Annotated in this window: 20 protein-coding genes; 9 read left to right on the top strand and 11 right to left on the bottom strand. The window is 68.6% G+C overall.

Annotation, left to right across the window (positions count from 1 at the left end; all coding sequences use genetic code 11):
• The first annotated feature begins 113 nt into the window (after nt 1-113).
• On the top strand, nt 114-1,049 hold the full coding sequence (locus FSV73_RS12935) for a choline sulfate utilization transcriptional regulator (RefSeq protein WP_145008265.1): 936 nt from the start codon (nt 114-116) through the stop codon (nt 1,047-1,049).
• A gap of 9 nt (nt 1,050-1,058) precedes the next feature.
• On the opposite strand, the gene gloA2 is transcribed toward FSV73_RS12935, so the two are convergent.
• Together gloA2 and FSV73_RS12925 are read right to left on the bottom strand one after the other, a co-directional pair.
• Nucleotides 1,059-1,448 carry an SMU1112c/YaeR family gloxylase I-like metalloprotein gene (gene gloA2, locus FSV73_RS12930; protein ID WP_145008264.1) on the bottom strand — a complete coding sequence of 130 codons (390 nt, stop codon included), beginning with the start codon at nt 1,446-1,448 and terminating at the stop codon, nt 1,059-1,061.
• Between the two features lie 171 nt (nt 1,449-1,619).
• A complete protein-coding gene (locus FSV73_RS12925) occupies nt 1,620-2,786 on the bottom strand; it encodes a lactonase family protein (protein WP_145008263.1) in 1,167 nt (388 codons plus the stop codon).
• Between the two features lie 137 nt (nt 2,787-2,923).
• Here FSV73_RS12925 and FSV73_RS12920 point away from each other — a divergent pair, with 137 nt between their 5' ends.
• The gene (locus tag FSV73_RS12920) at nt 2,924-3,940 is read left to right on the top strand and encodes a zinc-dependent alcohol dehydrogenase family protein (protein ID WP_145008262.1); all 1,017 of its coding nucleotides are present in this window, start codon (nt 2,924-2,926) and stop codon (nt 3,938-3,940) included.
• Here FSV73_RS12920 and FSV73_RS12915 read toward each other — a convergent pair.
• From FSV73_RS12915 to prlC, 3 genes are all read right to left on the bottom strand, one after another.
• Nucleotides 3,937-4,401 carry an anti-virulence regulator CigR family protein gene (locus FSV73_RS12915; protein ID WP_145008261.1) on the bottom strand — a complete coding sequence of 155 codons (465 nt, stop codon included), beginning with the start codon at nt 4,399-4,401 and terminating at the stop codon, nt 3,937-3,939. The two genes, FSV73_RS12920 and FSV73_RS12915, sit on opposite strands and share 4 nt — an antisense overlap.
• A gap of 348 nt (nt 4,402-4,749) precedes the next feature.
• Entirely contained in the window at nt 4,750-5,028 is a 279-nt protein-coding gene (locus FSV73_RS12910; protein ID WP_145008260.1) for a YheV family putative zinc ribbon protein, read from the bottom strand.
• Nucleotides 5,025-7,121, bottom strand: coding sequence for an oligopeptidase A (gene prlC / locus FSV73_RS12905; protein ID WP_186309223.1), 2,097 nt, complete (start codon nt 7,119-7,121; stop codon nt 5,025-5,027). Before prlC ends, FSV73_RS12910 begins: the two co-directional genes overlap by 4 nt.
• A 44-nt stretch (nt 7,122-7,165) precedes the next feature.
• Between prlC and FSV73_RS12900 the strand changes: the two genes are divergently transcribed.
• Nucleotides 7,166-7,717 (top strand): gamma carbonic anhydrase family protein, encoded by a 552-nt coding sequence (locus tag FSV73_RS12900; RefSeq protein WP_145008258.1) that lies wholly within the window; start codon nt 7,166-7,168, stop codon nt 7,715-7,717.
• A gap of 477 nt (nt 7,718-8,194) precedes the next feature.
• Here the strand turns inward: FSV73_RS12900 and aroE are convergent, their stop codons facing one another.
• Together aroE and hemF are read right to left on the bottom strand one after the other, a co-directional pair.
• A complete protein-coding gene (aroE, locus tag FSV73_RS12895) occupies nt 8,195-9,010 on the bottom strand; it encodes a shikimate dehydrogenase (RefSeq protein WP_145008257.1) in 816 nt (271 codons plus the stop codon).
• A gap of 4 nt (nt 9,011-9,014) precedes the next feature.
• Nucleotides 9,015-9,944, bottom strand: a complete 930-nt coding sequence (gene hemF, locus FSV73_RS12890) for an oxygen-dependent coproporphyrinogen oxidase (RefSeq protein ID WP_145008256.1) — start codon at nt 9,942-9,944, stop codon at nt 9,015-9,017.
• Between the two features lie 119 nt (nt 9,945-10,063).
• Between hemF and FSV73_RS12885 the strand changes: the two genes are divergently transcribed.
• Both FSV73_RS12885 and FSV73_RS12880 read left to right on the top strand, forming a co-directional pair.
• Nucleotides 10,064-11,041 carry an NADPH:quinone reductase gene (locus FSV73_RS12885; RefSeq protein WP_145008255.1) on the top strand — a complete coding sequence of 326 codons (978 nt, stop codon included), beginning with the start codon at nt 10,064-10,066 and terminating at the stop codon, nt 11,039-11,041.
• 159 nt (nt 11,042-11,200) lie between these two features.
• Entirely contained in the window at nt 11,201-14,587 is a 3,387-nt protein-coding gene (locus FSV73_RS12880; RefSeq protein ID WP_145008254.1) for a PAS domain S-box protein, read from the top strand.
• Between the two features lie 2 nt (nt 14,588-14,589).
• On the opposite strand, the gene FSV73_RS12875 is transcribed toward FSV73_RS12880, so the two are convergent.
• The 3 genes from FSV73_RS12875 to FSV73_RS12865 all read right to left on the bottom strand — a co-directional run bounded on the left by FSV73_RS12875 (nt 14,590) and on the right by FSV73_RS12865 (nt 17,380).
• The gene (locus FSV73_RS12875; protein ID WP_145008253.1) at nt 14,590-15,144 is read right to left on the bottom strand and encodes an L-threonylcarbamoyladenylate synthase; all 555 of its coding nucleotides are present in this window, start codon (nt 15,142-15,144) and stop codon (nt 14,590-14,592) included.
• 64 nt (nt 15,145-15,208) lie between these two features.
• The gene (gene dprA, locus FSV73_RS12870; RefSeq protein ID WP_145008252.1) at nt 15,209-16,294 is read right to left on the bottom strand and encodes a DNA-processing protein DprA; all 1,086 of its coding nucleotides are present in this window, start codon (nt 16,292-16,294) and stop codon (nt 15,209-15,211) included.
• Nucleotides 16,295-16,348: 54 nt separating this feature from the next.
• Nucleotides 16,349-17,380, bottom strand: coding sequence for a LysM peptidoglycan-binding domain-containing protein (locus FSV73_RS12865; protein ID WP_145008251.1), 1,032 nt, complete (start codon nt 17,378-17,380; stop codon nt 16,349-16,351).
• A 233-nt stretch (nt 17,381-17,613) separates the two neighbouring features.
• Here FSV73_RS12865 and def point away from each other — a divergent pair, with 233 nt between their 5' ends.
• Genes def through FSV73_RS12845 form a run of 4 tightly spaced genes read left to right on the top strand, consistent with a single transcriptional unit; the run spans nt 17,614 to nt 20,750 of the window.
• Nucleotides 17,614-18,120: a peptide deformylase gene (gene def / locus FSV73_RS12860; protein ID WP_145008250.1), complete on the top strand. Its 507-nt coding sequence runs from the start codon at nt 17,614-17,616 to the stop codon at nt 18,118-18,120.
• A 58-nt stretch (nt 18,121-18,178) separates the two neighbouring features.
• Nucleotides 18,179-19,123 (top strand): methionyl-tRNA formyltransferase, encoded by a 945-nt coding sequence (fmt, locus tag FSV73_RS12855; RefSeq protein ID WP_145008249.1) that lies wholly within the window; start codon nt 18,179-18,181, stop codon nt 19,121-19,123.
• A complete protein-coding gene (gene rsmB / locus FSV73_RS12850) occupies nt 19,120-20,421 on the top strand; it encodes a 16S rRNA (cytosine(967)-C(5))-methyltransferase RsmB (RefSeq protein WP_145008248.1) in 1,302 nt (433 codons plus the stop codon). Before fmt ends, rsmB begins: the two co-directional genes overlap by 4 nt.
• 11 nt (nt 20,422-20,432) lie before the next feature.
• Complete coding sequence (locus FSV73_RS12845) at nt 20,433-20,750, top strand: tetratricopeptide repeat protein (RefSeq protein ID WP_145008247.1); 318 nt, start codon at nt 20,433-20,435, stop codon at nt 20,748-20,750.
• Here the strand turns inward: FSV73_RS12845 and FSV73_RS12840 are convergent.
• Nucleotides 20,741-21,013 (bottom strand): PilZ domain-containing protein, encoded by a 273-nt coding sequence (locus tag FSV73_RS12840; protein WP_145008246.1) that lies wholly within the window; start codon nt 21,011-21,013, stop codon nt 20,741-20,743. The genes FSV73_RS12845 and FSV73_RS12840 overlap by 10 nt on opposite strands.
• Nucleotides 21,014-21,094: the final 81 nt, after the last annotated feature.

The raw sequence follows: 21,094 nt of genomic DNA, 5'->3' as shown, positions 1-21,094 counted from the left end.
CCTAGAGCGCTTTTATGTGAACTGGTTCACTCTTTTTTGTAACATCTATAGATGCACGATCGCCTCGATTACCTTTTTCTATCGGCTGCTGTCGACGAAAATTTAGGCTTCCCATGAACATCCCTTCGCTGGATAGCCTCCGCGTCTTCGCGACCGTGGCCCGCCACCTGAGCTTCACCCTCGCCGCCGCGGAACTGGGAACCACCCAGCCGGCGGTGAGCCAGCAGATCAAACGGCTGGAAGCCCAGCTGGAGACGCGGCTGTTCGACCGTATCCACCGCGGCATCGCCTTGACCGCGGCCGGCCAGTTGCTCCAGCAGCATGTCGAAGCGGGGCTAGCCAGCATCGACGAGGGCTTGCGCGCCATCACCGCCCAGCCCGCCCACGAGGTGCTGCAGGTCGCCACCGACTTTGCCTTCGCCGCCTATTGGCTGCTGCCGCGGCTGCCGCGCTTCCATGCGCGCCATCCCCAGCTCGATGTCAGCCTGATCACCAGCGATCGGCTACCGGTACTGGGCGCGGAGGTGGATGTGGCCCTGACCTTCGGTGATGGCCGCTTCAAGCACGGCGAAGCCTGGCCGTTGTTTCGCGAGGAAGTCTTTCCGGTGTGCAGCCCGCGGCTGCTGGCGGATCCTAGGATACCCCTGAGCCACGCCCAGCTGTCGCACTGGCCGTTGCTGCACCTGAAGGCCGCGCCCAACAGTCGCTGGTACGACTGGCCAGCCCTGCTGGCGGCACTCGACTGCCCCTCGCCGGCCAGCAACCAGAACGGCGCCGTGCTCAGTTTCGACAACTACACCCTGGTGATCCAGGCGGCCATCGCCGGCCAGGGCGTGGCCATCGGCTGGCGGCACCTGGTCGACGATCTGCTGGCCCAGGACCTGCTGTGCCGGCCCTGCCCGGGCTCGGCGACCTCGGGCTACGGCTATTACGCGGTATTGCCGCAGCGCAAGCGCCGGCAGCGGCTGCTGCAGCCCTTTCTCGACTGGCTGCTGGAAGAGCTGGAAGCGCCGCGCGAGTCCCTGGCTGGGGTCCGGCTGGCGACCTGAGCGCGGCGCTCAGCGCTCGTAGACTTCCAGCGGCAGGTCGTCGGGATCGGCGAAGAAGGTGAATCTCTTGCCGGTCAGCTCATCGGTGCGGATCGGCTCGGTGACCACCCCATGCCCCTGCAGGTGAGCGACGCAGGCGTCCAGATCGGCCACGGCGAAGGCCAGGTGGCGCAAGCCCTGGGCCTCCGGGCGTGACGGCCGTGGCGGCGCGTCGGGGAAGGAAAACAGCTCCAGCTGGGCGTGCTCGCCCACCGCCAGGTCCAGCTTCCAGGAGCGCCGGGCTTCGCGGTAGGTCTCGGCGATCACCGGCAGGCCGAGGATCTCGGTGTAGAAGTGCCGGGAGCGTTCATAGTCAGCGCAGATCAGCGCCACGTGGTGCAGACGGTCGAAGAGGGTCATGGGAAGCGGTTAGCGATCTCGCGAGCTGAAGCCGAACAAGGCCTGGGGGCCCCGCAAACACACCTGAGAAAGCGTGGTTCACGAGCGCTAACTGTGCCTGACGACCGGCCCGCCGATCCAGGGCGTTATTAGCGCCGGTTGGCCGACGCGCAGCAGATCGTGAACCGCTTCTCAGGGTACCGCGACGAACTTGAGGTCCGCCGGAGCGCCCACGTCCAGGCTCTGCAGTTCGTCGCCGAGCTTGCCGCTGTCGGGATCCCGGGCGAAGACCTTGAGCTGGTTGGATTTCTGGTTGGCCACCAGCAGGAAGCGGCCGGACGGATCGATGGCGAACTCCCGCGGCGACAGGCCATTCACCGGATGCCGCTCGACGAAGGTCAGGGTGCCGTCGGCGTTCACCGCGAACACCGCCAGCTGGTTGTCGGTGCCACGGCTGGCGACGTAGAGGAAACGGCCGTCACCGGACAGGTGCAGGGCGCCGGCGTCGCGCTCGCCGGTGAACTCCTGGGGCGTCAGGCTGTAGCTCTGCAACTGGCGCAGCATGCCGTCCTGGTGGGCGAAGGCCATCACCTGGCCGACCAGTTCCAGGGTCAGGTAGGCATAGCGGCCATCGGCGCTGAACACCAGATGGCGCGGGCCGCTGCCTTCCGGCACCGGGACGAAGGGCGTCTCGGCCGCCACCAGCGGGCGCTCCGGCTGCTGCGGCAGATAACGATAGACGAACACCTTGTCGGCACCCAGATCCGGGGCGAAGACGAAGCGCCCATCCGGGGTAGTTACCGCAGCGTGCACATGGCTCGACTGCTGGCGGGCGTGCTGTTCGCTGGGCTGGTGGAATTCGATCTGCGCCACCGGGCTGAGCACCCCGCCGTCCTGGATCGGCAGCACCGCCAGGGAGCCTTCCGGCAGGCTGGAGTAGTTGGCCACGAACAGGTACTTGCCGTCGGTGCTCAGGCTGGAATGGGTCGGCTCGTCGCCCAGGCTCTTCACCTGGCTGATCTGCTGCAACCGGCCATTGCCCGGCTCGAAGCGATAGGAGGTGACGCGGCCGATGGTGTCGCCCGTCGAGCCCCGCCCGTTCTCGTTGACCGCGAACAGGGTGCGGCCATCCCGCGACAGGGTCAGGAAGGACGGGTTGGAGGCCTTGAGGATGCGCAACGGGCCGTCGATCTGGCCATTGCGGCTGTTGAAGCGATAGACGTACAGCCCCTGGCTGCTGCCCGAGGTGTAGCTGCCGACCAGCAGATTGAACAGACCGGGTTCGGCACGGGCGGCGGCGCCATACCCCAGGAGCAGGGCGAACAGGGCCAGCGGCAGCAGACGGGGCAGAGCTCTCATGGAAAATCCTTGGCGAGCGATTGGCGTTGAGACCGATGGAAGGCGGTCCGGTTTCGTGTCCGCCGGGGAGCACGGCGGGACGCGCGCGGTCGCTATTCTACTGAAAACTGGACTGGCACTGTGCCAGGGAGGTTGCCATGCGTGTCTACATCCTGTCCCGCCCCACCGGCCCCGCTGGGCTCGTGCAGGTCGAACGGCCCATTCCAGAGCCTGCCCGCGGCCAGGTGCTGGTGCGCATGAAGGCGGCCTCGCTCAACTACCGCGATCTGCTGGTCGCCGAGGGGCGCTATGGTCGCGGTGAGCTGCCGCGGGACCTAGTACCGCTCTCCGATGGTGCCGGCGAGGTGGTCGCGGTCGGCGAGGCGGTGACCCGGGTGGCGGTCGGTGACCGGGTCGCCGGTCTCTTCATGCAGGGCTGGCTGGCCGGGGCCCTGGCGCCGGAATACGCCGGGACCGCCCTGGGCGGAGTACTGGATGGCGTGCTGGCCGACTACGTGCTGTTCGATCAGCAGGGCCTGGTGCGGCTGCCCGAGCATCTGAGCTACGTCCAGGGCGCCACCCTGCCGTGCGCCGCCGTCACCGCCTGGCATGCACTCTTCGCCAGCGCGCGGCCGCTCACCGCTGGCCAGCAGGTACTGCTGCTGGGGACCGGCGGGGTGTCCATGTTCGCCCTGCAGTTCGCTCGCGCCGCCGGCGCCCAGGTGATCCTCACCTCGTCCAGCGATGCCAAGCTGGCCCGAGCGCAAGCCCTGGGCGCCCATGCGACGATCAACTACCGCACCCATCCCGAGTGGCAGGACGAGGTGCTCAGGCTGACCGGTGGGCTGGGGGTCGATCATGTGGTCGAGGTCGGCGGCGCCGGTACCCTACAACGCTCAGTGCGCGCCACCCGGCCAGGGGGCGCGGTACACCTGATCGGCGTGCTCAGCGCCGGCGACTTCAACCCCATCGCCGTGATGCAGCGCGGCCTGGTGCTGGATGGCATCTTCGTCGGCTCGCGGGAAATGTTCGAGGCGATGAATCGTCTGCTCGCCGCGCAGCGCCTCGAACCCCTCGTCGATCGCATCTTCGCCTTCGACGAGGCCGCCGCGGCCTATCGCTATCTCGCCACCCAGCAACACCTCGGCAAGGTGGTGATCAGCCTGGAAGACTAGTCCAGCACGCCCTGCAGGATGGCGTAGACCAAGCCCGTGCCAACGGCGATCAGCACCACGTCGGTGCCCAGCTGTTGCCACTGGTAGCCGGGATACTCCGGCAATTGCCGGACGATACCGGGCGGCAGGGGCCGGCCGTAGCCCGGTGGCAGCGGGCGTCCGCGCTCCAGGCGCAGCCCCGGCGGCAGGGCTTCACCGCGGCCGAGCTGGCCACGCAGGGCCTGGAAGCGCTCGCGAGCCGGACCCAGATCCGGCGGACCACCCGCACCCGGCCGAGCATCCGGCCGACCGGGCCCACGCGGGTCGTGACCGGGACCCTGGCCCTGGGGACCACCCGGGCCCTGCCAAGCCGGTCCACGCGGGCCATGATCTTCGGGACCGCCAGGGCCCGGGTCCGGCGGCGCGGCCAGGGCCAGGTTGCCGATCAGACAAAGCGCCACAGCGAAGGAGCGGGTACGCATGAGGGTGTTCCTCGTGATGGACGTGAGGGCGATTCTTCTCCTTGGAGTGCGGGCAGGGAGAAAAACTTCCAGCTGACGGGAAGGTACAGCCTGTGGATAAATCCGGGATAAAAGCGGTATAAATCAGCAGAAAACTACCAGGCCCCTTCAGGCACTAAATAAAAGTCCTTTATTTTCAATGGATTGAAAAGATGATCGGCTGGCTATCGAATCCAATTTTTGTGGATAACACTTCAGACCCCCCGTTCCGCCGGTGCTTTTCAGCCGCCCATCGACGGCAACCTTTACCTTCCCATGACAAAGCGCCCGCGCCCGGTGGATAACCGGCGCGGGCGCTTGGGCGACCGCCTATTCCTGGTCTGGCTTCTTCAGCTTGGGATTGGGAAAGAACTGCACCGCCTGGACCTTGGGATCGGGCTTCTTGGGTTTCAGCGCACTGATGTTGACCCGCGTCGGCAGTTCCTTGGGGACCGAATTGCCGCGTTCATCCAGGGTATCGCTGTAACCGCAAGACACGCACTCGCGATGGGGCGTGCCCTCCTCGGTCCACATCTTCAGGGTGTCCTGCGCCTGGCACGCCGGGCAGACCGCCCCGGCGATGAACCTCTTGCGGATCGGCTCGCTCACGCCGCCTCCTCGCTCAGCCCGGAATGGCGGAGCAGGGCGTCGATGCTGGGCTCGCGCCCGCGGAAGTCGACGAACAGCACCATCGGCGCCTGGGAACCGCCGCGGGCCAGAATGGCTTCCCGGAAAGCCCGTCCGGTCTCGGCGTTGAAGACGCCTTCTTCCTCGAACTTGGCGAAGGCGTCGGCAGACAGCACCTCGGCCCACTTGTAGCTGTAGTAGCCCGCCGCATAGCCGCCGGCGAAGATGTGGGCGAAGCTGTTGGGGAAGCGGTTGTAGGCCGGCGGACGCACCACCGAGATCTCGTCGCGGATGCCTTCCAGCACCTCGCGCACGCTGCGGCCATCGCCGTGGCTGGCGTGCAGCTCGAAGTCGAACAGCGAGAACTCCAGCTGGCGCAGCATCATCAGGCCGGACTGGAAGTTCTTGGCCGCCAGCATCTTGTCCAGCAACTCCTGGGGCAGCGGCTCGCCGGTCTCGTAGTGACCGGAGATCAGCGCCAGGCCCTCGGGCTCCCAGCACCAGTTCTCCATGAACTGGCTGGGCAGCTCCACCGCATCCCAGGCCACGCCGTTGATGCCGGAGACGCTGGCGTGCTCGACACGGGTCAGCAGGTGGTGCAGGCCGTGGCCGAATTCGTGGAAGAGGGTGGTCACCTCGTCATGGGTCAGCAGCGCCGGCTTGCCGGGGCTGGCTGGGGTGAAGTTGCACACCAGGTAGGCCACCGGATCGATCAGCCGGCCCTGGGCATCGCGGCGCTTGTCGCGGGCACCGTCCATCCAGGCGCCACCGCGCTTGTTGGCGCGGGCATAGAGATCGAAATAGAAGCGACCGATGGAAGTGCCGTTTTCCTTGATCTCGAACAGGCGCACGTCCGGGTGCCACTTCTCGAAGTCGCGCAACTCGGCGATCTCGATGCCATAGAGCTTCTGCACGGTGGCGAACAGGCCGGACAGCACCTTGTCCACCGGGAACCAGGCACGGACCTCTTCCTGGGACAGCGAATAGCGCTGCTGGCGCAGCTTCTCGGCAAAGTAGCCGGTGTCCCAGCTCTGCAGGTCCTGCACGCCCTGTTCGGCGGCGAAGGCGCGTAGCTCGTCCAGGTCGCGCTGGGCGAAGGGCTTGGAACGCACGGCGAGGTCGCGCAGGAAACCCAGCACCTGGTCGCTGCTCTCGGCCATCTTGGTGGCCAGCGACAGCTCGGCGTAGTTGGCGTAGCCCAGCAGGCGCGCCAGCTCCTGACGCAGGTCGAGCAATTCTTCCATCACCGGGCCGTTGTCGAACTGGCCGGCGTTGGGGCCCTGTTCGGAGGCACGGGTGGCATAGGCGGCATAGACCTCTTCGCGCAGGGCGCGATCGTCGGCGTAGGTCATCACCGCGTAGTAGCTGGGGAATTCCAGAGTCACCAGCCAGCCGTCCAACTCCTTGGCCTGGGCGGCGGCGGCGAGTTGCGCCTTGGCCGACTCGGGCAGGCCGGCGAGGGCGGCTTCGTCGGTGAGGTGCTTGGTCCAGGCTTGCGTCGCGTCGAGCAGCTGGTTGGAGAACTTGCTGCCCAGCTCGGACTTGCGCGCCTGGATGGCGGCATAGCGCTGCTGCTCGGCCGGCGGCAGATCGATGCCGGACAGGCGGAAGTCGCGCAGCGCATGTTCCAGGGTGGTCTTCTGGCCAACGTCGAAGCCCTTGGCTTCCTCGCTTTCGGCCAGGCGGCTGTAGGCCTGGAAGAGGTCCTTGTTCTGGCCGATCTCGGTGGAATAGGCCGACAGCTTGGGCAGGCAGGCCTCGTAGGCGGCGCGCAGCTCGGCGCTGTTGCACACGGCATTGAGGTGGCCGATGGGGCTCCAGGCCTGGCCCAGGCGATCATTCAGCTCGTCCATCGCCAGCACCAGGCCGGCCCAGGTGGGGTGCTCCTTCTGGGTCTCCAGCAGTTTGGCCAGGGCGGCACGGTTCTCGGCCAGGATGGTGTCGATGGCCGGCTCGACGTGCTCGGGCTTGATGGCGGAAAAGGGCGGCAGGTCGTAGGACTGAAGCAGCGGATTGCTGGCGCTCACGGCGTTCCCCTCGGGGCGATGGCTTTGACAGGTATATATGGAGCCCATCCTAATAGGTCTCAAGACCCTTCCGACGAGAAAAGGTATCTATCGTGACCATAAGGACCTTCCAGGGTAAGACCCCGCAACTGGGCGAACGCGTCTTCGTCGACGCCACCGCCGTGGTGATCGGCGAGGTCGAGCTCGGCGCGGACAGCTCGGTATGGCCGCTGACGGTGATCCGCGGCGACATGCATCTCATCCGCATCGGCGCCCGCACCAGCATCCAGGACGGCAGCGTGCTGCACATCACCCACGCCGGACCCTTCAATCCGGAGGGCTATCCCTTGCTGATCGGCAGCGACGTCACCGTCGGCCACCAGGTGACCCTGCACGGCTGCACGATTGGCGACCGGGTACTGGTGGGCATGGGCAGCATCGTCATGGATGGCGCGGTGGTGGAAGACGAGGTGGTGATCGGCGCCGGCAGCCTGGTCCCGCCGGGCAAGCGGCTGGAAGGCGGCCACCTCTACGTCGGCCGCCCGGTCAAGCAGATCCGCCCGCTGGAGGAAAAGGAACGCGCCTTCTTCAGCTACAGCGCCGGCAACTACGTGAAGCTCAAGGACCAGCACCGGGCCGAGGGGTATGGGGAGGAGGGGGCGTAACAGGCGCCTATTGCCGTACCCATTGGGCTTCGGCGAGGGAGCTGCCTCAACCCAACCTACAACGCGGCTCCCGTAGGTTGGCGCTGAGCGCAGCGAAGCCCAACAGCATCGCGGACCTAGCGCCGTAGCGTGGAAAACGGTGCAGCCTTTTCCACGGGTGACCTCGTTGCGCAGGGCACGCCCTCACCCCAACCCTCTCCCAAGGGGAGAGGGGGCTAGCAGAGCAGGTAGCCATCTCCCGAGCCGTAGCCTGGAAAACGGCGCAGCCTTTTCCACGCGTGACTTCGTTGCGCGGCGCGCGCCCTCACCCCAACCTTCTCCTAAGGGGAGAGAGGCTATCCGAGCGGATGGTCACTTCCCGCATCTCCGACCCGATCGCGATCAACTGTTATACCCAGCACATGGCGCGATAGCGCCGTACTACGCGGCCTCCGTAGGTTGGCGCTGAGCGCAGCGAAGCCCAACAGCGTTGCGGACCTAGCCCAGCTGCCGGCGCAATTCCGCCAGCACCGGCGCGCTGTCCGGACGGACGCCGCGCCAGAGTTCGAAGGCCTCGGCGGCCTGTTCCACCAGCATCCCCAGGCCGTCGAGGCTGTGGAAGGCACCCTCGTCCAGGGCCCAGCGATTGAAGGGGGTGAGGTCCTTGCCGTACATCATGTCGTAGGTCACCGTCTGGGGACCGATCACCGCCTCCGACAGCGGCGGGCGACTGCCGCCGAGGCTGGCGGAGGTACCGTTGATGATGACGTCGAAGGACTCGCGCAGGGTGGAGAAAGCCGCCACCTCGATGGTGCCCAGCTCGGCGAATTCCCGCGCCAGTTGCAGCGCCTTGAGTTCGGTCCGGTTGGCCAGCACCAGCTGGCCCGGGTTGCAGGCCAGCAGCGGCTCCAGGACGCCACGCACCGCACCGCCGGCGCCCAGCACCAGGACGCGCCGGCCGGTCAGCTGCAGGCCGGCGTTGACGGTGAGATCCCGCACCAGGCCGGCGCCGTCGGTGTTGTCGCCAAGCAGGCGGCCGTTGGCCTGGCGCTTCAGGGTATTCACCGCCCCGGCACGACGCGCGCGGGGGGTGAGTTCGTCGCATAGCTGGTAGGCCTCTTCCTTGAAGGGCACCGTGACGTTGGCGCCCAGCCCGCTCTGGAAGAAGCTGCGTGCGCTTTCGCTGAAGCCGTCCAGCGGTGCCAGCAGCGGTCCGTAGTGCAGTCGCTGGCCGGTCTGGTCGGCGAACAGGCTGTGGATCAGCGGCGACTTGCTGTGGGCGATGGGGTTGCCGAAGACGGCATAGCGATCCATGGGGCTATCCTGCGGACGAGGGTTCGAGCGCGAGCCAGTCGCGGTCGGTGAGGAAGAAATCGGTCAGCCGCGCCTCGGGCGAGCCCGGTTCGGGTTTCCAGTCGTAGCCCCAGCGCACCTGCGGCGGCAGCGACATGAGGATGGACTCGGTACGCCCGCCGGATTGCAGACCGAACAGGGTACCGCGGTCGTAGACCAGGTTGAATTCCGCGTAGCGGCCCCGGCGATAGGCCTGGAATTCCCGTTCGGCTTCACGGTACGGCTGGTCACGGCGGCGCTGGACGATGGGCAGGTAGGCGTCGACGAAGGCATCGCCGATGGCGCGCTGGAAGGCGAAGCAGGTGTCGAAGTCCCAGTCGTTCAGGTCGTCGAAGAACAGCCCGCCGATGCCGCGCGGCTCGCCGCGGTGCTTGAGGTGGAAATAGCGGTCGCACCAGGCCTTGTAGCGCGGATAGACGTCGGCGCCGAAGGGCGCACAGGCGTCATGGCAGACCTGGTGCCAGTGCACGCAGTCGGCCTCGTTGCCGTAATAGGGGGTCAGGTCCAGGCCGCCGCCGAACCACCAGACCGGCGCCTCGCCGGGCTTCTCGGCGAGGAAGAAGCGCACGTTGGCGTGGGCGGTGGGGATGTGCGGATTGCGCGGGTGCATGACCAGCGAGACGCCCATGGCCTCGAAGCTGCGCCCGGCCAGCTCCGGCCGGTGGGCACTGGCGGAGGGCGGCAGGCTGTCGCCGTGGACGTGGGAGAAATTCACGCCGCCCTTTTCCAGCACGGCGCCCTCGGCGATCACCCGGGTACGGCCACCGCCGCCGGTCGGCCGGGTCCAGGCGTCTTCGACGAAGTGCGCGGCGCCATCCTCGGCTTCCAGTGCGGCGCAGATGCGCTCCTGCAGAGCGAGCAGATAGGCCTTGACGGCCTCCAGGGAGGGATTCATCGCAAGGATTTCCACAACAGGCGGGGAGGGTGGAGAGCATAACACCCGCATCCGACCGGTTGACGCGGCCCGCGGTTGCGGCTTGGATGGAGGATCACGCCAACCAGGAAACCGAAAACATGGCCCAGCGCATCCAGTTCAGCCGCACCGGTGGTCCCGACGTACTCGAGCTCGTGGATTTCGAACCCGCCGCGCCCGGTCCCGACGAGGTGCGGGTGCGCAACCGGGCCATCGGCCTCAATTTCATCGAGACCTACTACCGCAGCGGCCTCTATCCGCCGCCGTCGCTGCCGTCGGGCCTGGGCACCGAAGGCGCCGGGGTGGTGGAGGCGGTGGGTAGCGCCGTGCAGCGCTTCAAGGCGGGCGACCGGGTGGCCTACGCCACCGGCCCGCTGGGCGCCTATGGCGAGGTCCATGTCCTGCCCGAGCGCCACCTGGTGCACCTGCCGGAGACGATTTCCTTCGAACAGGGCGCCGCGGTCATGCTCAAGGGGCTGACCGTGCAATACCTGTTGCGCCAGACCTATCCACTGCAGGCCGGCGATACCGTGCTGTTCCATGCCGCGGCCGGGGGTGTCGGTTCCCTGGCCTGCCAGTGGGCCAAGGCCCTGGGCGTGCGCCTGATCGGCACCGCCGGCTCGCCGGAAAAGCTGGAGAAGGCCAAGGCGCTGGGCGCCTGGGCGGTGATCGACTACCGCCAGGAAGACGTCCCGGCACGGGTGCGTGAGCTGACCGACGGCGCCAAGGTACCGGTGGTCTACGACGGCGTCGGCAAGGACACCTGGGAGATGTCGCTGGACTGCCTGGCCCCGCGCGGCCTGCTGGTCAGCTTCGGCAATGCCTCCGGCGCGGTCACCGGGGTCAACCTGGGCATCCTCTCGCAGAAGGGCTCGCTCTACGTGACCCGTCCGACCCTGGCCACCTACGCCGCCTCGCCCGAGGCCCTGCAGGACATGGCCGACCAGTTGTTCGAGCTGATCACCGACGGCCGCATCCAGGTGGACATCGGCCGGCGCTATCCGCTGGCCGAGGTGCAGGACGCGCATCGGGCACTGTCGGGTCGCGAGACCAGCGGCTCGACGATCCTGCTGCCCTGAGGGGCGGCGTCTGGCCCGCTGCCTCGGCGAAATCGTGACGGCCATTAAGTTTCCTCAAGCAAGGCGGCACGACGAGGGTAAACGCCGGTCTATCTCGGACAGCCGAGGCCTTATGGGCCCGGCGTCCTTCCAAGAATCGGCCGGATCGCTGCCCTCGCCATGCCTATTTCCAGCCCCCTCGCCAGCCTGCTCGACACCGCCACCCACACGGCGCTGATCACCCTGACCGCCGAGGGGCGGATCGGGCAGTGGTGTCCGGCCGTCGCGCGGCTGCTCGGCTGGACGCCGCAGGACAAGCTCGGCGAATCCATCGTCGGCCTGCTGGTACCCGAACCTCCCGCCGACCAGTGGCTGGCCGCGCTGGAGCGCTGTCAGACCCAGGGCTTGCGGCACCGCGATGGTCAGCTGGTGCGCCTCGACCTGCACCTGGTTCCCTTGCGCCGCGGCGAGGTCGCGGTGGGCTGGTTGTTGCACGTCTGGCAGGCGCCCGCGACCCGGACGCGCTTCGCCGCCCGGCGCAGCGCCGAGCGGGACCTGCCCCAGCGCCTGCAGGCGCTGGGCGAATGGTCGCGCCGGCTGAGCGGCACGACCGACCTCGGCGCCTTGCGCCTGTGCGCCACCCAGGCCCTGCGCGACCTCGCCAACGATCCCCAGGCGCGGGTGCTGGGGGCTACCGACGGCGGCGATCCGGCCGCCGCTGCGTCCCTCATCCCCCTCGGCCCGCCGGCCCAGCCACTGGGCTATCTGCAGCTGAGCGCGCCGGCTGGCGATGCCGACACCCGCCTGCTACTGGAGCCCTTGGCCCTGCTGCTCGGCACGCTGCTGGAGCGCCAGCGCCAGCGCGATCAGCTGCAGCACCTCGAACAGCGCCTGTCGCTGGAACAGGGCCTGCTGGCCAGCGTGCTGCAACAGGCGCCGCTGGGAATCTCCATCACCGAAGCGGGCAGCGAGAAGGCGGTGATGCTCAATGACCGCGTCGACGTCCTGCTGGGCAAGTGCCCGGAAGGGGAGACCCTGGACGAGCGCTACCAGGCCATCGGCGCCCTGCACGCCAATGGCCAGCCCTATGCGGTGGACGACTATCCCACGGTCCGGGTGCTGCGCAGTGGCCAGGCGGTGCCTCCCGAGCTGATGCGCTACCGTCGTCCCGACGGCAGCATCCGGCTGCTGGAGGTGTCCAGCGCGCCGGTGCGCTCCGCCCGGGGCGAGGTCATCGCCTCGGTCACCCTGTTCGACGACGTCCAGCAACGGGTGGACGCCGAGAATGCCCTGCGCGAGCACAGCGCACGCCTGGCCAGCCTGATCAACCAGGCCGCCGTCGGTATCTGCCAGACCGACGCCTGCGGCCGTATCCTGCTCGCCAACCGCCGCTATTGCGAATTGCTCGGCCGCAACGAGGTCGGGGTGCTGGAGCAGAGTCTGCAGGCCCAGACCCATGCCGACGACCGGGCGGCGCTGGAACGCAGCCTGGCGACCCTGCGCGACCGGGGTGACAGCTTCAAGCTGGACCAGCGCTTCCTGCGGCCCGACGGTTCGGTGGTCTGGGTCAGCCTGCACGGGTCACCGCTGCAATCGGAACTCGGCCAGGAGCTGTCGGTGAGCCTGGTGGTGGTCGACCTCACCCAGCGCAAGCAGGCCGAGGCGGCGCTGCACCTGTCCAACCAGCGTTTTCGCAACGCCGTGGAAGCGGTCCAGGGGGTGGTCTGGACCACCAACGCCCAGGGCCATCTGCTGGGCGAACAGCCCGCCTGGAGTGCCCTCACCGGCCAGAGCTGCGCCCAATACCAGCGGGAGGGCTGGGCCGACGCCCTGCATCCCGAGGATGCGTCGCGCTCCCTGCGCCGCTGGCGCCTGGCCGTGCAGCAGCAGGTGAATTTCCACGACGAACATCGGCTGCGCTGCCGCGACGGCCAGTGGCGCACCTTCAGCGTGCGGGCCCTGCCGATCCGCGAGAACGGCGTGGTCTGCGAATGGGTCGGGGTCCACACCGACGTCAGCGAGATCCGCATGGCCGAGCATCGCCTGCGGCGGCTGGCCGAGCTGCTCGAACAGCGCGTGCACGAACGCACCGTCGAGCGCGACCGCATGTGGCGGGTGGCCGACGACCTGCTCGGGGTGATCCAGGGCCAGCGCTGGCTCAGCCGCAACCCGGCCTGGAGCCGCACCCTGGGCTGGGACGACGAGGAATTGCGCCATCAGCCGCCCACCTCGCTGGAACACCCCGAGGATCTCCCGGTATTTCCCCGCCTGGCCGCGCTGCGCCATGGTGAGGTTATCAGCGACCTGCCCGGGCGCCTGCGTACCCGCAGCGGCCAGTGGCGCCACATGATGTGGAAGGCCACCGCCGATCACGATGGCCGCATCTATGTGTTCGGCCGCGACATCACCGTCGAGCACGAGGCCGCCCTCGCCCTGCAAAACGCCGAAGCGGCGCTGCGCCAGGCGCAGAAGATGGAAGCCATCGGCCATCTCACCGGCGGCATCGCCCATGACTTCAACAATCTGCTCACCGGTATCAGCGGCTCGCTGGAATTGCTCCGCCGGCGCCTGGACCAGGGTCGCCATGACAACCTGCAACGCTACCTGGATACCGCCGAGCAGTCCGCCACCCGCGCCGCCGCCCTGACCCATCGGCTGCTGGCCTTCGCCCGCCGGCAGACCCTTGACCCGCGCCCGGTGGACGTGAACGAGTTGATCCTGTCGCTGGAAGAACTGTTCCAGCGCACCCTCGGCGAGCGGATCACCCTGCGCAGTCGTCTCGGCCCCCAGCTACCCCCGGCCCGTACCGACACCAACCAGCTGGAGAACGCCCTGCTGAACCTGGTGATCAACGCCCGCGACGCCATGCCCGACGGCGGCCGCCTGACCCTGGAAACCGGTCTCGATCGCCTCACCGACCTGGCCGCCGAACACGAATTGCCACCCGGCGACTACGTCCGCCTGACCATCGCCGATACCGGCAGCGGCATGCCGGCCGAGGTAGTGGATCGCGCCTTCGATCCCTTCTTCACCACCAAGCCCATCGGCCAGGGCACCGGCCTGGGCCTGTCGATGCTCTATGGCTTCATCAAGCAGTCGGGTGGCCATGTCACCCTGGAAAGCGCACCGGGCACGGGGACGAGGGTCAGCCTGTGGCTACCCTGCGCCCAGCCCGAATCGCCCGCCACGGCCACGGCGCCTCAGGCGGCCATCGCCCAGAGCCGCGGCGAACGGCTGCTGCTGGTGGAAGACGATGTCTCGGTACGGCTGCTGCTGCGCGAGATGCTCACCGAGCTGGGCTATCGCGTGCGCACCGCCGCCAGCGCCTCGGCGGCGCTGACCCTGGTCGAAGGCGACCTGCCCTGTGATCTGCTGATCACCGACCTCGGCCTGCCGGATCTCGATGGCGCCGAGCTGGCGGAGCGCCTGCGCGAGCGCTGGCCGGGGCTGCCGGTGCTGTTCGTCAGCGGCCACGCCGAGCGCCCGACCCCTAACGGCGAGCCCTCGCTGGCCAAGCCGTTCCAGATCGATGCGCTGGCGCGGCTACTGCGCCAGTTGCTGGACTGAGATCAGGGACGAAACACCTTGCCGGTCACCAGGTCGCGGATCACGCTGGGATTCTTGCGCCCGCCCAGTTCGCCCGTGAGGATGCCGTCCAGGCCGCCCGGGAAGTATTGCTGGACCCTCAGCCGTGTCCGCGCGGCCGGCCGGCCGGCCGGGTTGGCCGAGGTGGAGATCAGCGGGCCGGTGAGGGCGCAGAGCTCACCCACCAGCGGATGCTCGGACACCCGCAGCGCTACGGTGGCGTGGGCGCCGGTGACCCAGCCGGGCAGGCGGTTGTGGTGGGGTACCAGCCAGGTATTCGGGCCTGGCCAGGTGCTGGCCAGCTTGGCCAGGGCCTCTTCCGGCAGGTCGTGGAGCAGGAAGTCGAACTGGCGGATGTTGTCGGCGACCAGGATCAGGCCCTTTTCCATCGGCCGCCGCTTGAGCGTCAGCAGGCGATAGACCGCGGCCTGGTCCCAGGGATCGCAGCCCAGGCCCCAGACGGCCTCGGTGGGATAGGCCAGCACGCCCCCCTCGCGTACGATCCGCGCCGCCTGTCGCACCTGCCAGCTGTTGTGCATCGCCTTGCCTCCGGTAAATCCCTGAAGTCTACCCGAGCCGGTGGCCGATGCCAGTCGTCCACTCCTACCCGAGACGACTCCAGCTGCCCTGCCGCGCGGCCACCCGGCCCTCCAGCTCCAGGTCGGTCAGGCGCGCCAGCACCTCGGGCAGCGGCTGGCCGCTGAGCTGGGCCAATTCCTCGCTGTTGAGCGGACCGGCAGCCAGATGCCGCAGCAAGGGATCGTCTTCCCCGGGAGCGAAGGCGGGCGGCGCCGGCAGGCTACGCCAGCCCTGCAGGGCTTCGAGGATGTGCTCCACGCTCTCCACCAGCTGGGCGCCCTCACGGATCAGCTGGTGACAGCCCCGGGCGCCCGGATGATGGATGGAGCCGGGGAGGGCGAACACCTCGCGACCCTGCTCGGCGGCCAGCCGGGCGGTGATCAGCGAGCCGCTGGACGGGCTGGCCTCCACCACCAGGGTACCCAGGCTGAGGCCGCTGATGATCCGGTTGCGCCGCGGGAAGTTGGCCGCCTGGGGCGTGCAGTCCAGCGGCAACTCGGAGACCAGCGCCCCGCCTTCCGCGAGCAGGCGCCGGGCCAGGCCCAGGTGGCGCCGGGGATAGAGGTGCAGCAAGCCGGTGCCCAGCACGGCGACCGTGCCGCAGCCGGCATCCAGCGCGCCCTGGTGCGCCGCGCCATCGATACCCAGCGCCAGGCCGCTGGTCACGCAGAAACCGGCCGCCGCCAGGCTGTGGGCGAAGCGCCGGGCATTGTCCAGGCCCTGGGCGCTGGCCTGGCGGCTGCCGACCAGGGCCAGCTGGGGCCGCTCGAGCAACTCGGCCCGGCCTTCGACGAAGAGCAGCGGGGGCGGATCGGCGATCTCGGCCAGCAGGGCCGGATAGCGGTCGTCACCCAGGCAGAGCAGGTAGCGCTCGGGCCCATCCAGCCAGGCCAGGGCCCGGGCAGCGCGCTCGCGGGTCTCGGCGCTGCGCCGGGCATCGGCGGCCACCGCCGGCAGTCGCAGCGCGCGCCAGGCGGACGCGGGCGCACTCAGCGCCGCGGCGGCGCTGCCAAAGGCATCCAGCAACAGGCGCTGGCGTTGGCCGCCGATTTCCGGCAGGGCATGCAGGCGGAGCCGAGCTTCCTGCTCGGCGGGAGAGAGGCTGGCCATGACGATCGTCCTTGCGCGTGGCCGGTCGCCATCCTGGCGACCTGGGAGGGGAGGTTAGGGGTTGCGCACCTTGTCCATGATCGCCAGCTGGCGGGTAGCGGTCAGGATCAGGCCGTAGCTGATCTTGTCGTAGGTGCGAAAGACCATCAGCAGCCCGGCGCGCTCGTCGGGGATCTTCACCAGCTCGCCGGTGATGCGATCGCGCACCGTCTCGCCGGTCTTGTACACCGCCAGCACATTGCCTTCGGTCAGGCCGTCGCGGGCGCCCTTGTTGAGGGTGACCACGTCGAACTGGCCAACCTGGGTGATACCCCGGGGCACGTCGAGGATCAGGCCGTTGAGGTCCCGGGCCGGCGCGCTGGGCATGAAGGTGGAATTCACCAGCCGCTCCTCGGTGGGGAACAGCCGGTCGCCCAGGCGGACCTCCTGGGTGGTGCGGGTCAGGCGCAGGGTAGCGATGTCGCCTTCCTGGGCGACCAGGTCGGCGCTGCCGATGAAGTCGCCATTGATGCCGAGGAAGGCGCCGGTCTTGGGATCGACGTAGGTCTTGCCCTGACGATAGATCCCGAAGGCCGAGACGCCCGGCTGCAGCTTGCCGCGCACATAGATGCGATCGCCGGCGCCGCTCACCACGCGCTCGGCGTTGCCGGCCACCACATAGGGCGCCGCCTGGAACTGTTCGGCCGAATCGATGGCGCGGTTCTGCAGCAGGAAGCTGTTGACCGCCTCCAGCGGAATGGCCGGGATGGCCTCGGCGATGGGCGTGCTGCGCACCGTGGGCGACAGCTTGACCGTGCCGCGCGAGGCGCCGCGGTTGAGCTGCAGCCGCGGCCGGCCATCGACGTAGCTCAGCACCAGGGTGTCGCCGGGATAGATGAGGTGGGGATTCTTGATCTGCGGATTGGCCTGCCAGATCTCCGGCCATTCCCAGGGCTTGCTGAGGAATTTGGCGGAGATGTCCCAGAGGGTATCGCCGCGGACCACCGTGTAGCTTTCCGGGTGATCCTGGCGCAGGGTGACCGCCGCGTACGCCGACTGCAGGGCGCCCGCTGCGACCAGCAGCAGGGCGAACAAAGATTTCCTCATGCGCCGAATCCCTTTACACTCTTAGCCTTGAAGAACCGTCTTCACGCGAACGTCGGGGGAGTCGCCCCAAGTCGTGCCCTGATCGCCACGTTCGTCGGCACCAGGCAGCGCAGGCGCTCATCCCCGTCGACCGACCTCATCCACCCTCCGGAGCTGCTCCGCGTCGGGTGGATACAACGCTGCGGCATCTTAGCAGCGCCCCTTGACTGTATTCCACAAGTGCCCTCAACGCCATGGCGATCCTAGACATCCTCGAATTTCCCGATCCCCGCCTGCGCACCGTCGCCAAGCCCATCGACACGGTCGACGACGCCCTGCGCCAGACCATCGACGACATGTTCGAGACCATGTACGAGGCGCCCGGCATCGGCCTGGCGGCCACCCAGGTCAATGTCCACCGGCGCCTGGTGGTGATCGACGTCAGTGAAGACAAGAGCGAGCCGCTGGTCTTCATCAACCCGGAAGCCGAGCCGCTCACCCAGGAATTGGGCGAGTACCAGGAAGGCTGCCTGTCGATCCCCGGCTTCTACGAGAAGGTCTGCCGCCCCGAGCGGGTCCGGGTGAAAGCCCTGGATCGCGACGGCCAGCCCTTCGAACTGGAGTGCGACGGCCTGCTGGCGGTGTGCATCCAGCACGAGATCGATCACCTCGACGGCAAGCTGTTCGTCGACTATCTGTCGCCGCTCAAGCGCGATCGCATCAAGAAGAAACTCGAAAAGCAGCAGCGCCACAAGGCCTGATCGCCCTGGCGGACGGCATGACCGGCGTCCGCCGCTCGCCCTTTCCGCCAGGTCCGCCATGTCCAGATCCCTTCGCCTCGTCTTCGCCGGAACCCCGGAATTCGCCGCCGTGCACCTGCAGGCGCTGATCAGCGCCGGCTATCCCATCGCCGCCGTCTATACCCAGCCGGATCGCCCCGCCGGGCGTGGCCAGAAGCTGGCCATGAGTCCGGTCAAGCAGCTGGCGCTGGCCCATGGCATCCCCGTCGAACAGCCGCCGACCCTGCGCGATCCCGCGGCCCAGGCCACCCTGGCGGCGCTGGAGCCCGACCTGCTGGTGGTCGTCGCCTACGGGCTGATCCTGCCCCAGGCGGTGCTGGACATCCCGCGCCTGGGTTGCATCAACAGCCACGCCTCGCTGCTGCCGCGCTGGCGCGGCGCGGCGCCCATCCAGCGCGCCCTGGAGGCCGGCGATGCCGAATCCGGGGTCACCGTGATGCGCATGGAAGCCGGCCTGGATACCGGGCCGATGCTGAGCAAGGTGACGACGGCGCTCGGCGCCGAGGACACCGGCGGCAGCCTGCACGACCGCCTGGCCGCGCTGGGCGCCGCCGCGGTCGTCGAGGCCCTGCCTGGTCTGGCCGATGGCAGCCTGGTGGGCGAAGTCCAGGACGATGACCTGGCCACCTACGCCCACAAGCTGAACAAGGACGAGGCCCGGCTGGACTGGGAACGTCCCGCCGTGGAGCTGGAGCGGCGCATCCGCGCCTTCGATCCCTGGCCGTTGTGCCACACCGCCCTGGCCGGCGAACCGCTCAAGGTCTGGGCCGCCGAACTGGCCGACGGGCAGGGCATCCCGGGCATGGTGCTGGATGCCGATCGCTCCGGCCTGCTGGTGGCCTGCGGCGAGGGCGCGCTGCGCCTGACCCGGCTGCAGCTGCCGGGTGGCAAGCCGCTGGGCTTCGCCGATCTCTACAACGCCCGCCGCGAGCGCTTCAACCCTGGCCAGGTGTTGGGCCTATGAATCCCCGGCTGGCGGCAACCCGCGCCCTGGCGGCGGTACTCGCCGGCCGCGCTTCCCTGGGCAGCAGCCTGCCCGAGCAACTGGCCAAGGTGGAGCCGCGCGACCGCGCCCTGGCCCAGGACCTGGCCTTCGGTACCGCGCGCTGGCAACCGCGGCTGTCGCTGCTGGCGGACAAGCTGCTGCAGAAGCCCTTCAAGGCCGGCGACCGGGATCTCGAAGCCCTGCTGCTGATCGGTCTCTACCAGCTGTTCTACACCCGCATCCCGGCCCATGCCGCCATCGGCGAAACGGTGGACTGCGTCGACAAGCTGAAGAAATCCTCGGCCAAGGGCCTGCTCAACGCCGTGCTGCGCCGCGCCCAGCGTGAATACGACAGCCTGCTGCCGGCCCTGGAACATGACCCGGCGGCGCGCCTGGCCCACCCGCGCTGGCTGCAGAAGGCGCTCAAGGCCCGCTGGCCGGAACACTGGGAAGCCATCGCCAGCGCCAACAACCTGCACCCGCCGCTGATCCTCCGGGTCAATCGGCGCCAGGGTAGTCGCGACGCCTACCTGGCCGACCTGGCCGCCGCCGGCATCGCGGCGGTGCCCTGTACCTTCAGCGCCGACGGCATCCGCCTGTTGCAGCCCCAGGACGTCACCGCCCTGCCGGGCTTCGCCACGGGGCGCCTGAGCGTGCAGGACGAAGCCGCCCAACTGGCCGCCGAGCTGCTGGAGCTGGCGCCCGGGCAACGGGTGCTGGATGCCTGTGCGGCGCCCGGCGGCAAGACCTGTCACCTGCTGGAACGGGAACCGGGCCTGGCCAAGGTGGTGGCGCTGGACGCCGACGCCGGCCGGCTGCAGCGGGTCGAGCAGAATCTCGCCCGCCTGGGTCTTGCGGCCCGTACCCTGGCCGCCGATGGCCGCGCCGTGGCCGACTGGTGGGACGGCACGCCCTTCCAGCGCATCCTGCTCGACGCCCCCTGCAGCGCCACCGGGGTGATCCGTCGCCATCCGGACATCAAGCTGACCCGCCAGGCCGCCGACATCCCGCCCCTGGTGCAGCTACAGGGCGAATTGCTCGACGCCCTCTGGCCGACGCTGGAAGTAGGCGGCATCCTGCTCTACGCCACCTGCTCGGTACTGCCGGAAGAGAACAGCGACAACCTGGCCGCCTTCCTCGCCCGCACGCCGGGTGCCCGCGAACTGGACATCCCCGCGCCCTGGGGAATCGCCCAGCCCCATGGCCGCCAGTTGCTGCCCCAGGCGGAAGGCCACGACGGCTTCTATTACGGCAAGCTGATCAAGATCGCTAAGTAGGAGGCCTCGCCATGCTCGAATCCCTCGAGAAGCTGCTCGCCCGCGGCCAGGACAACGCCCTGCTGAGATTCGGCCTGGGCAAGGGCTACCTGGACGCCGGCGAGCCAGCGCGCGCCGTCGAGCACCTGGCGCGCTGCGTGGAATTCGATCCGGCCTATTCGGCGGCCTGGAAGCTGTTGGGCAAGGCCCATGAAGGCAGTGGCGACCTGGCCAGCGCCGCGGCGGCCTGGACGCAAGGCCTGCAGGCCGCGCAAGCCAAGGGCGACAAGCAGGCGGAAAAGGAGATGACGGTGTTCCTCAAGCGGCTGGCGCGCCGCGCTCAGTCGTGATCGCGCAGGAACTTAAGGCCGGCGCCCTCGCCATCGGTACGCATGACCTCCATGTTCACCTTGGGCGCCTCCATCGGCAGGTCGAGCACCTGGCCGATCACCCGGGTGCCGCGCGGTAGCCGGCTCAACTCGGGATGCACCACATAGACGCCGCCGTCGGAGAGATCGCGCGTCTCGCCGACGATCTCGCCCTCCGGATAGGAGATCCACAGCCGGCACTTGAGCGGGGTACGGGTATGGTGGCGCTGATCGCGCGAATTCATCGCCTGACTCCCTGGATAGGCGCTCCTTGCAGTCCCCGCAGCTTCCGGCAAAGCCGGGCGCCTGTCAGCCGCGCGCCGACC

Source organism: Pseudomonas oryzihabitans, assembly GCF_007665395.1.
Classification (GTDB): Bacteria; Pseudomonadota; Gammaproteobacteria; order Pseudomonadales; family Pseudomonadaceae; genus Chryseomonas; species Chryseomonas psychrotolerans_C.
Note: the sequence above shows the minus strand (reverse complement) of the source record. Positions and strands in the feature narration are given on the sequence as shown.

Coding starts and splice junctions, on each gene's coding strand:
- FSV73_RS12845 (WP_145008247.1), top strand. CDS start 20,433: ATGCTCGAATCCCTCGAGAAGCTGCTCGCCCGCGGCCAGGACAACGCC.
- FSV73_RS12935 (WP_145008265.1), top strand. CDS start 114: ATGAACATCCCTTCGCTGGATAGCCTCCGCGTCTTCGCGACCGTGGCC.
- fmt (WP_145008249.1), top strand. CDS start 18,179: ATGTCCAGATCCCTTCGCCTCGTCTTCGCCGGAACCCCGGAATTCGCC.
- FSV73_RS12865 (WP_145008251.1), bottom strand. CDS start 17,380: ATGAGGAAATCTTTGTTCGCCCTGCTGCTGGTCGCAGCGGGCGCCCTG.
- def (WP_145008250.1), top strand. CDS start 17,614: ATGGCGATCCTAGACATCCTCGAATTTCCCGATCCCCGCCTGCGCACC.
- FSV73_RS12915 (WP_145008261.1), bottom strand. CDS start 4,401: ATGCGTACCCGCTCCTTCGCTGTGGCGCTTTGTCTGATCGGCAACCTG.
- rsmB (WP_145008248.1), top strand. CDS start 19,120: ATGAATCCCCGGCTGGCGGCAACCCGCGCCCTGGCGGCGGTACTCGCC.
- aroE (WP_145008257.1), bottom strand. CDS start 9,010: ATGGATCGCTATGCCGTCTTCGGCAACCCCATCGCCCACAGCAAGTCG.
- FSV73_RS12880 (WP_145008254.1), top strand. CDS start 11,201: ATGCCTATTTCCAGCCCCCTCGCCAGCCTGCTCGACACCGCCACCCAC.
- FSV73_RS12925 (WP_145008263.1), bottom strand. CDS start 2,786: ATGAGAGCTCTGCCCCGTCTGCTGCCGCTGGCCCTGTTCGCCCTGCTC.
- gloA2 (WP_145008264.1), bottom strand. CDS start 1,448: ATGACCCTCTTCGACCGTCTGCACCACGTGGCGCTGATCTGCGCTGAC.
- FSV73_RS12885 (WP_145008255.1), top strand. CDS start 10,064: ATGGCCCAGCGCATCCAGTTCAGCCGCACCGGTGGTCCCGACGTACTC.
- FSV73_RS12875 (WP_145008253.1), bottom strand. CDS start 15,144: ATGCACAACAGCTGGCAGGTGCGACAGGCGGCGCGGATCGTACGCGAG.
- prlC (WP_186309223.1), bottom strand. CDS start 7,121: ATGGGCTCCATATATACCTGTCAAAGCCATCGCCCCGAGGGGAACGCC.
- FSV73_RS12920 (WP_145008262.1), top strand. CDS start 2,924: ATGCGTGTCTACATCCTGTCCCGCCCCACCGGCCCCGCTGGGCTCGTG.
- FSV73_RS12840 (WP_145008246.1), bottom strand. CDS start 21,013: ATGAATTCGCGCGATCAGCGCCACCATACCCGTACCCCGCTCAAGTGC.
- hemF (WP_145008256.1), bottom strand. CDS start 9,944: ATGAATCCCTCCCTGGAGGCCGTCAAGGCCTATCTGCTCGCTCTGCAG.
- dprA (WP_145008252.1), bottom strand. CDS start 16,294: ATGGCCAGCCTCTCTCCCGCCGAGCAGGAAGCTCGGCTCCGCCTGCAT.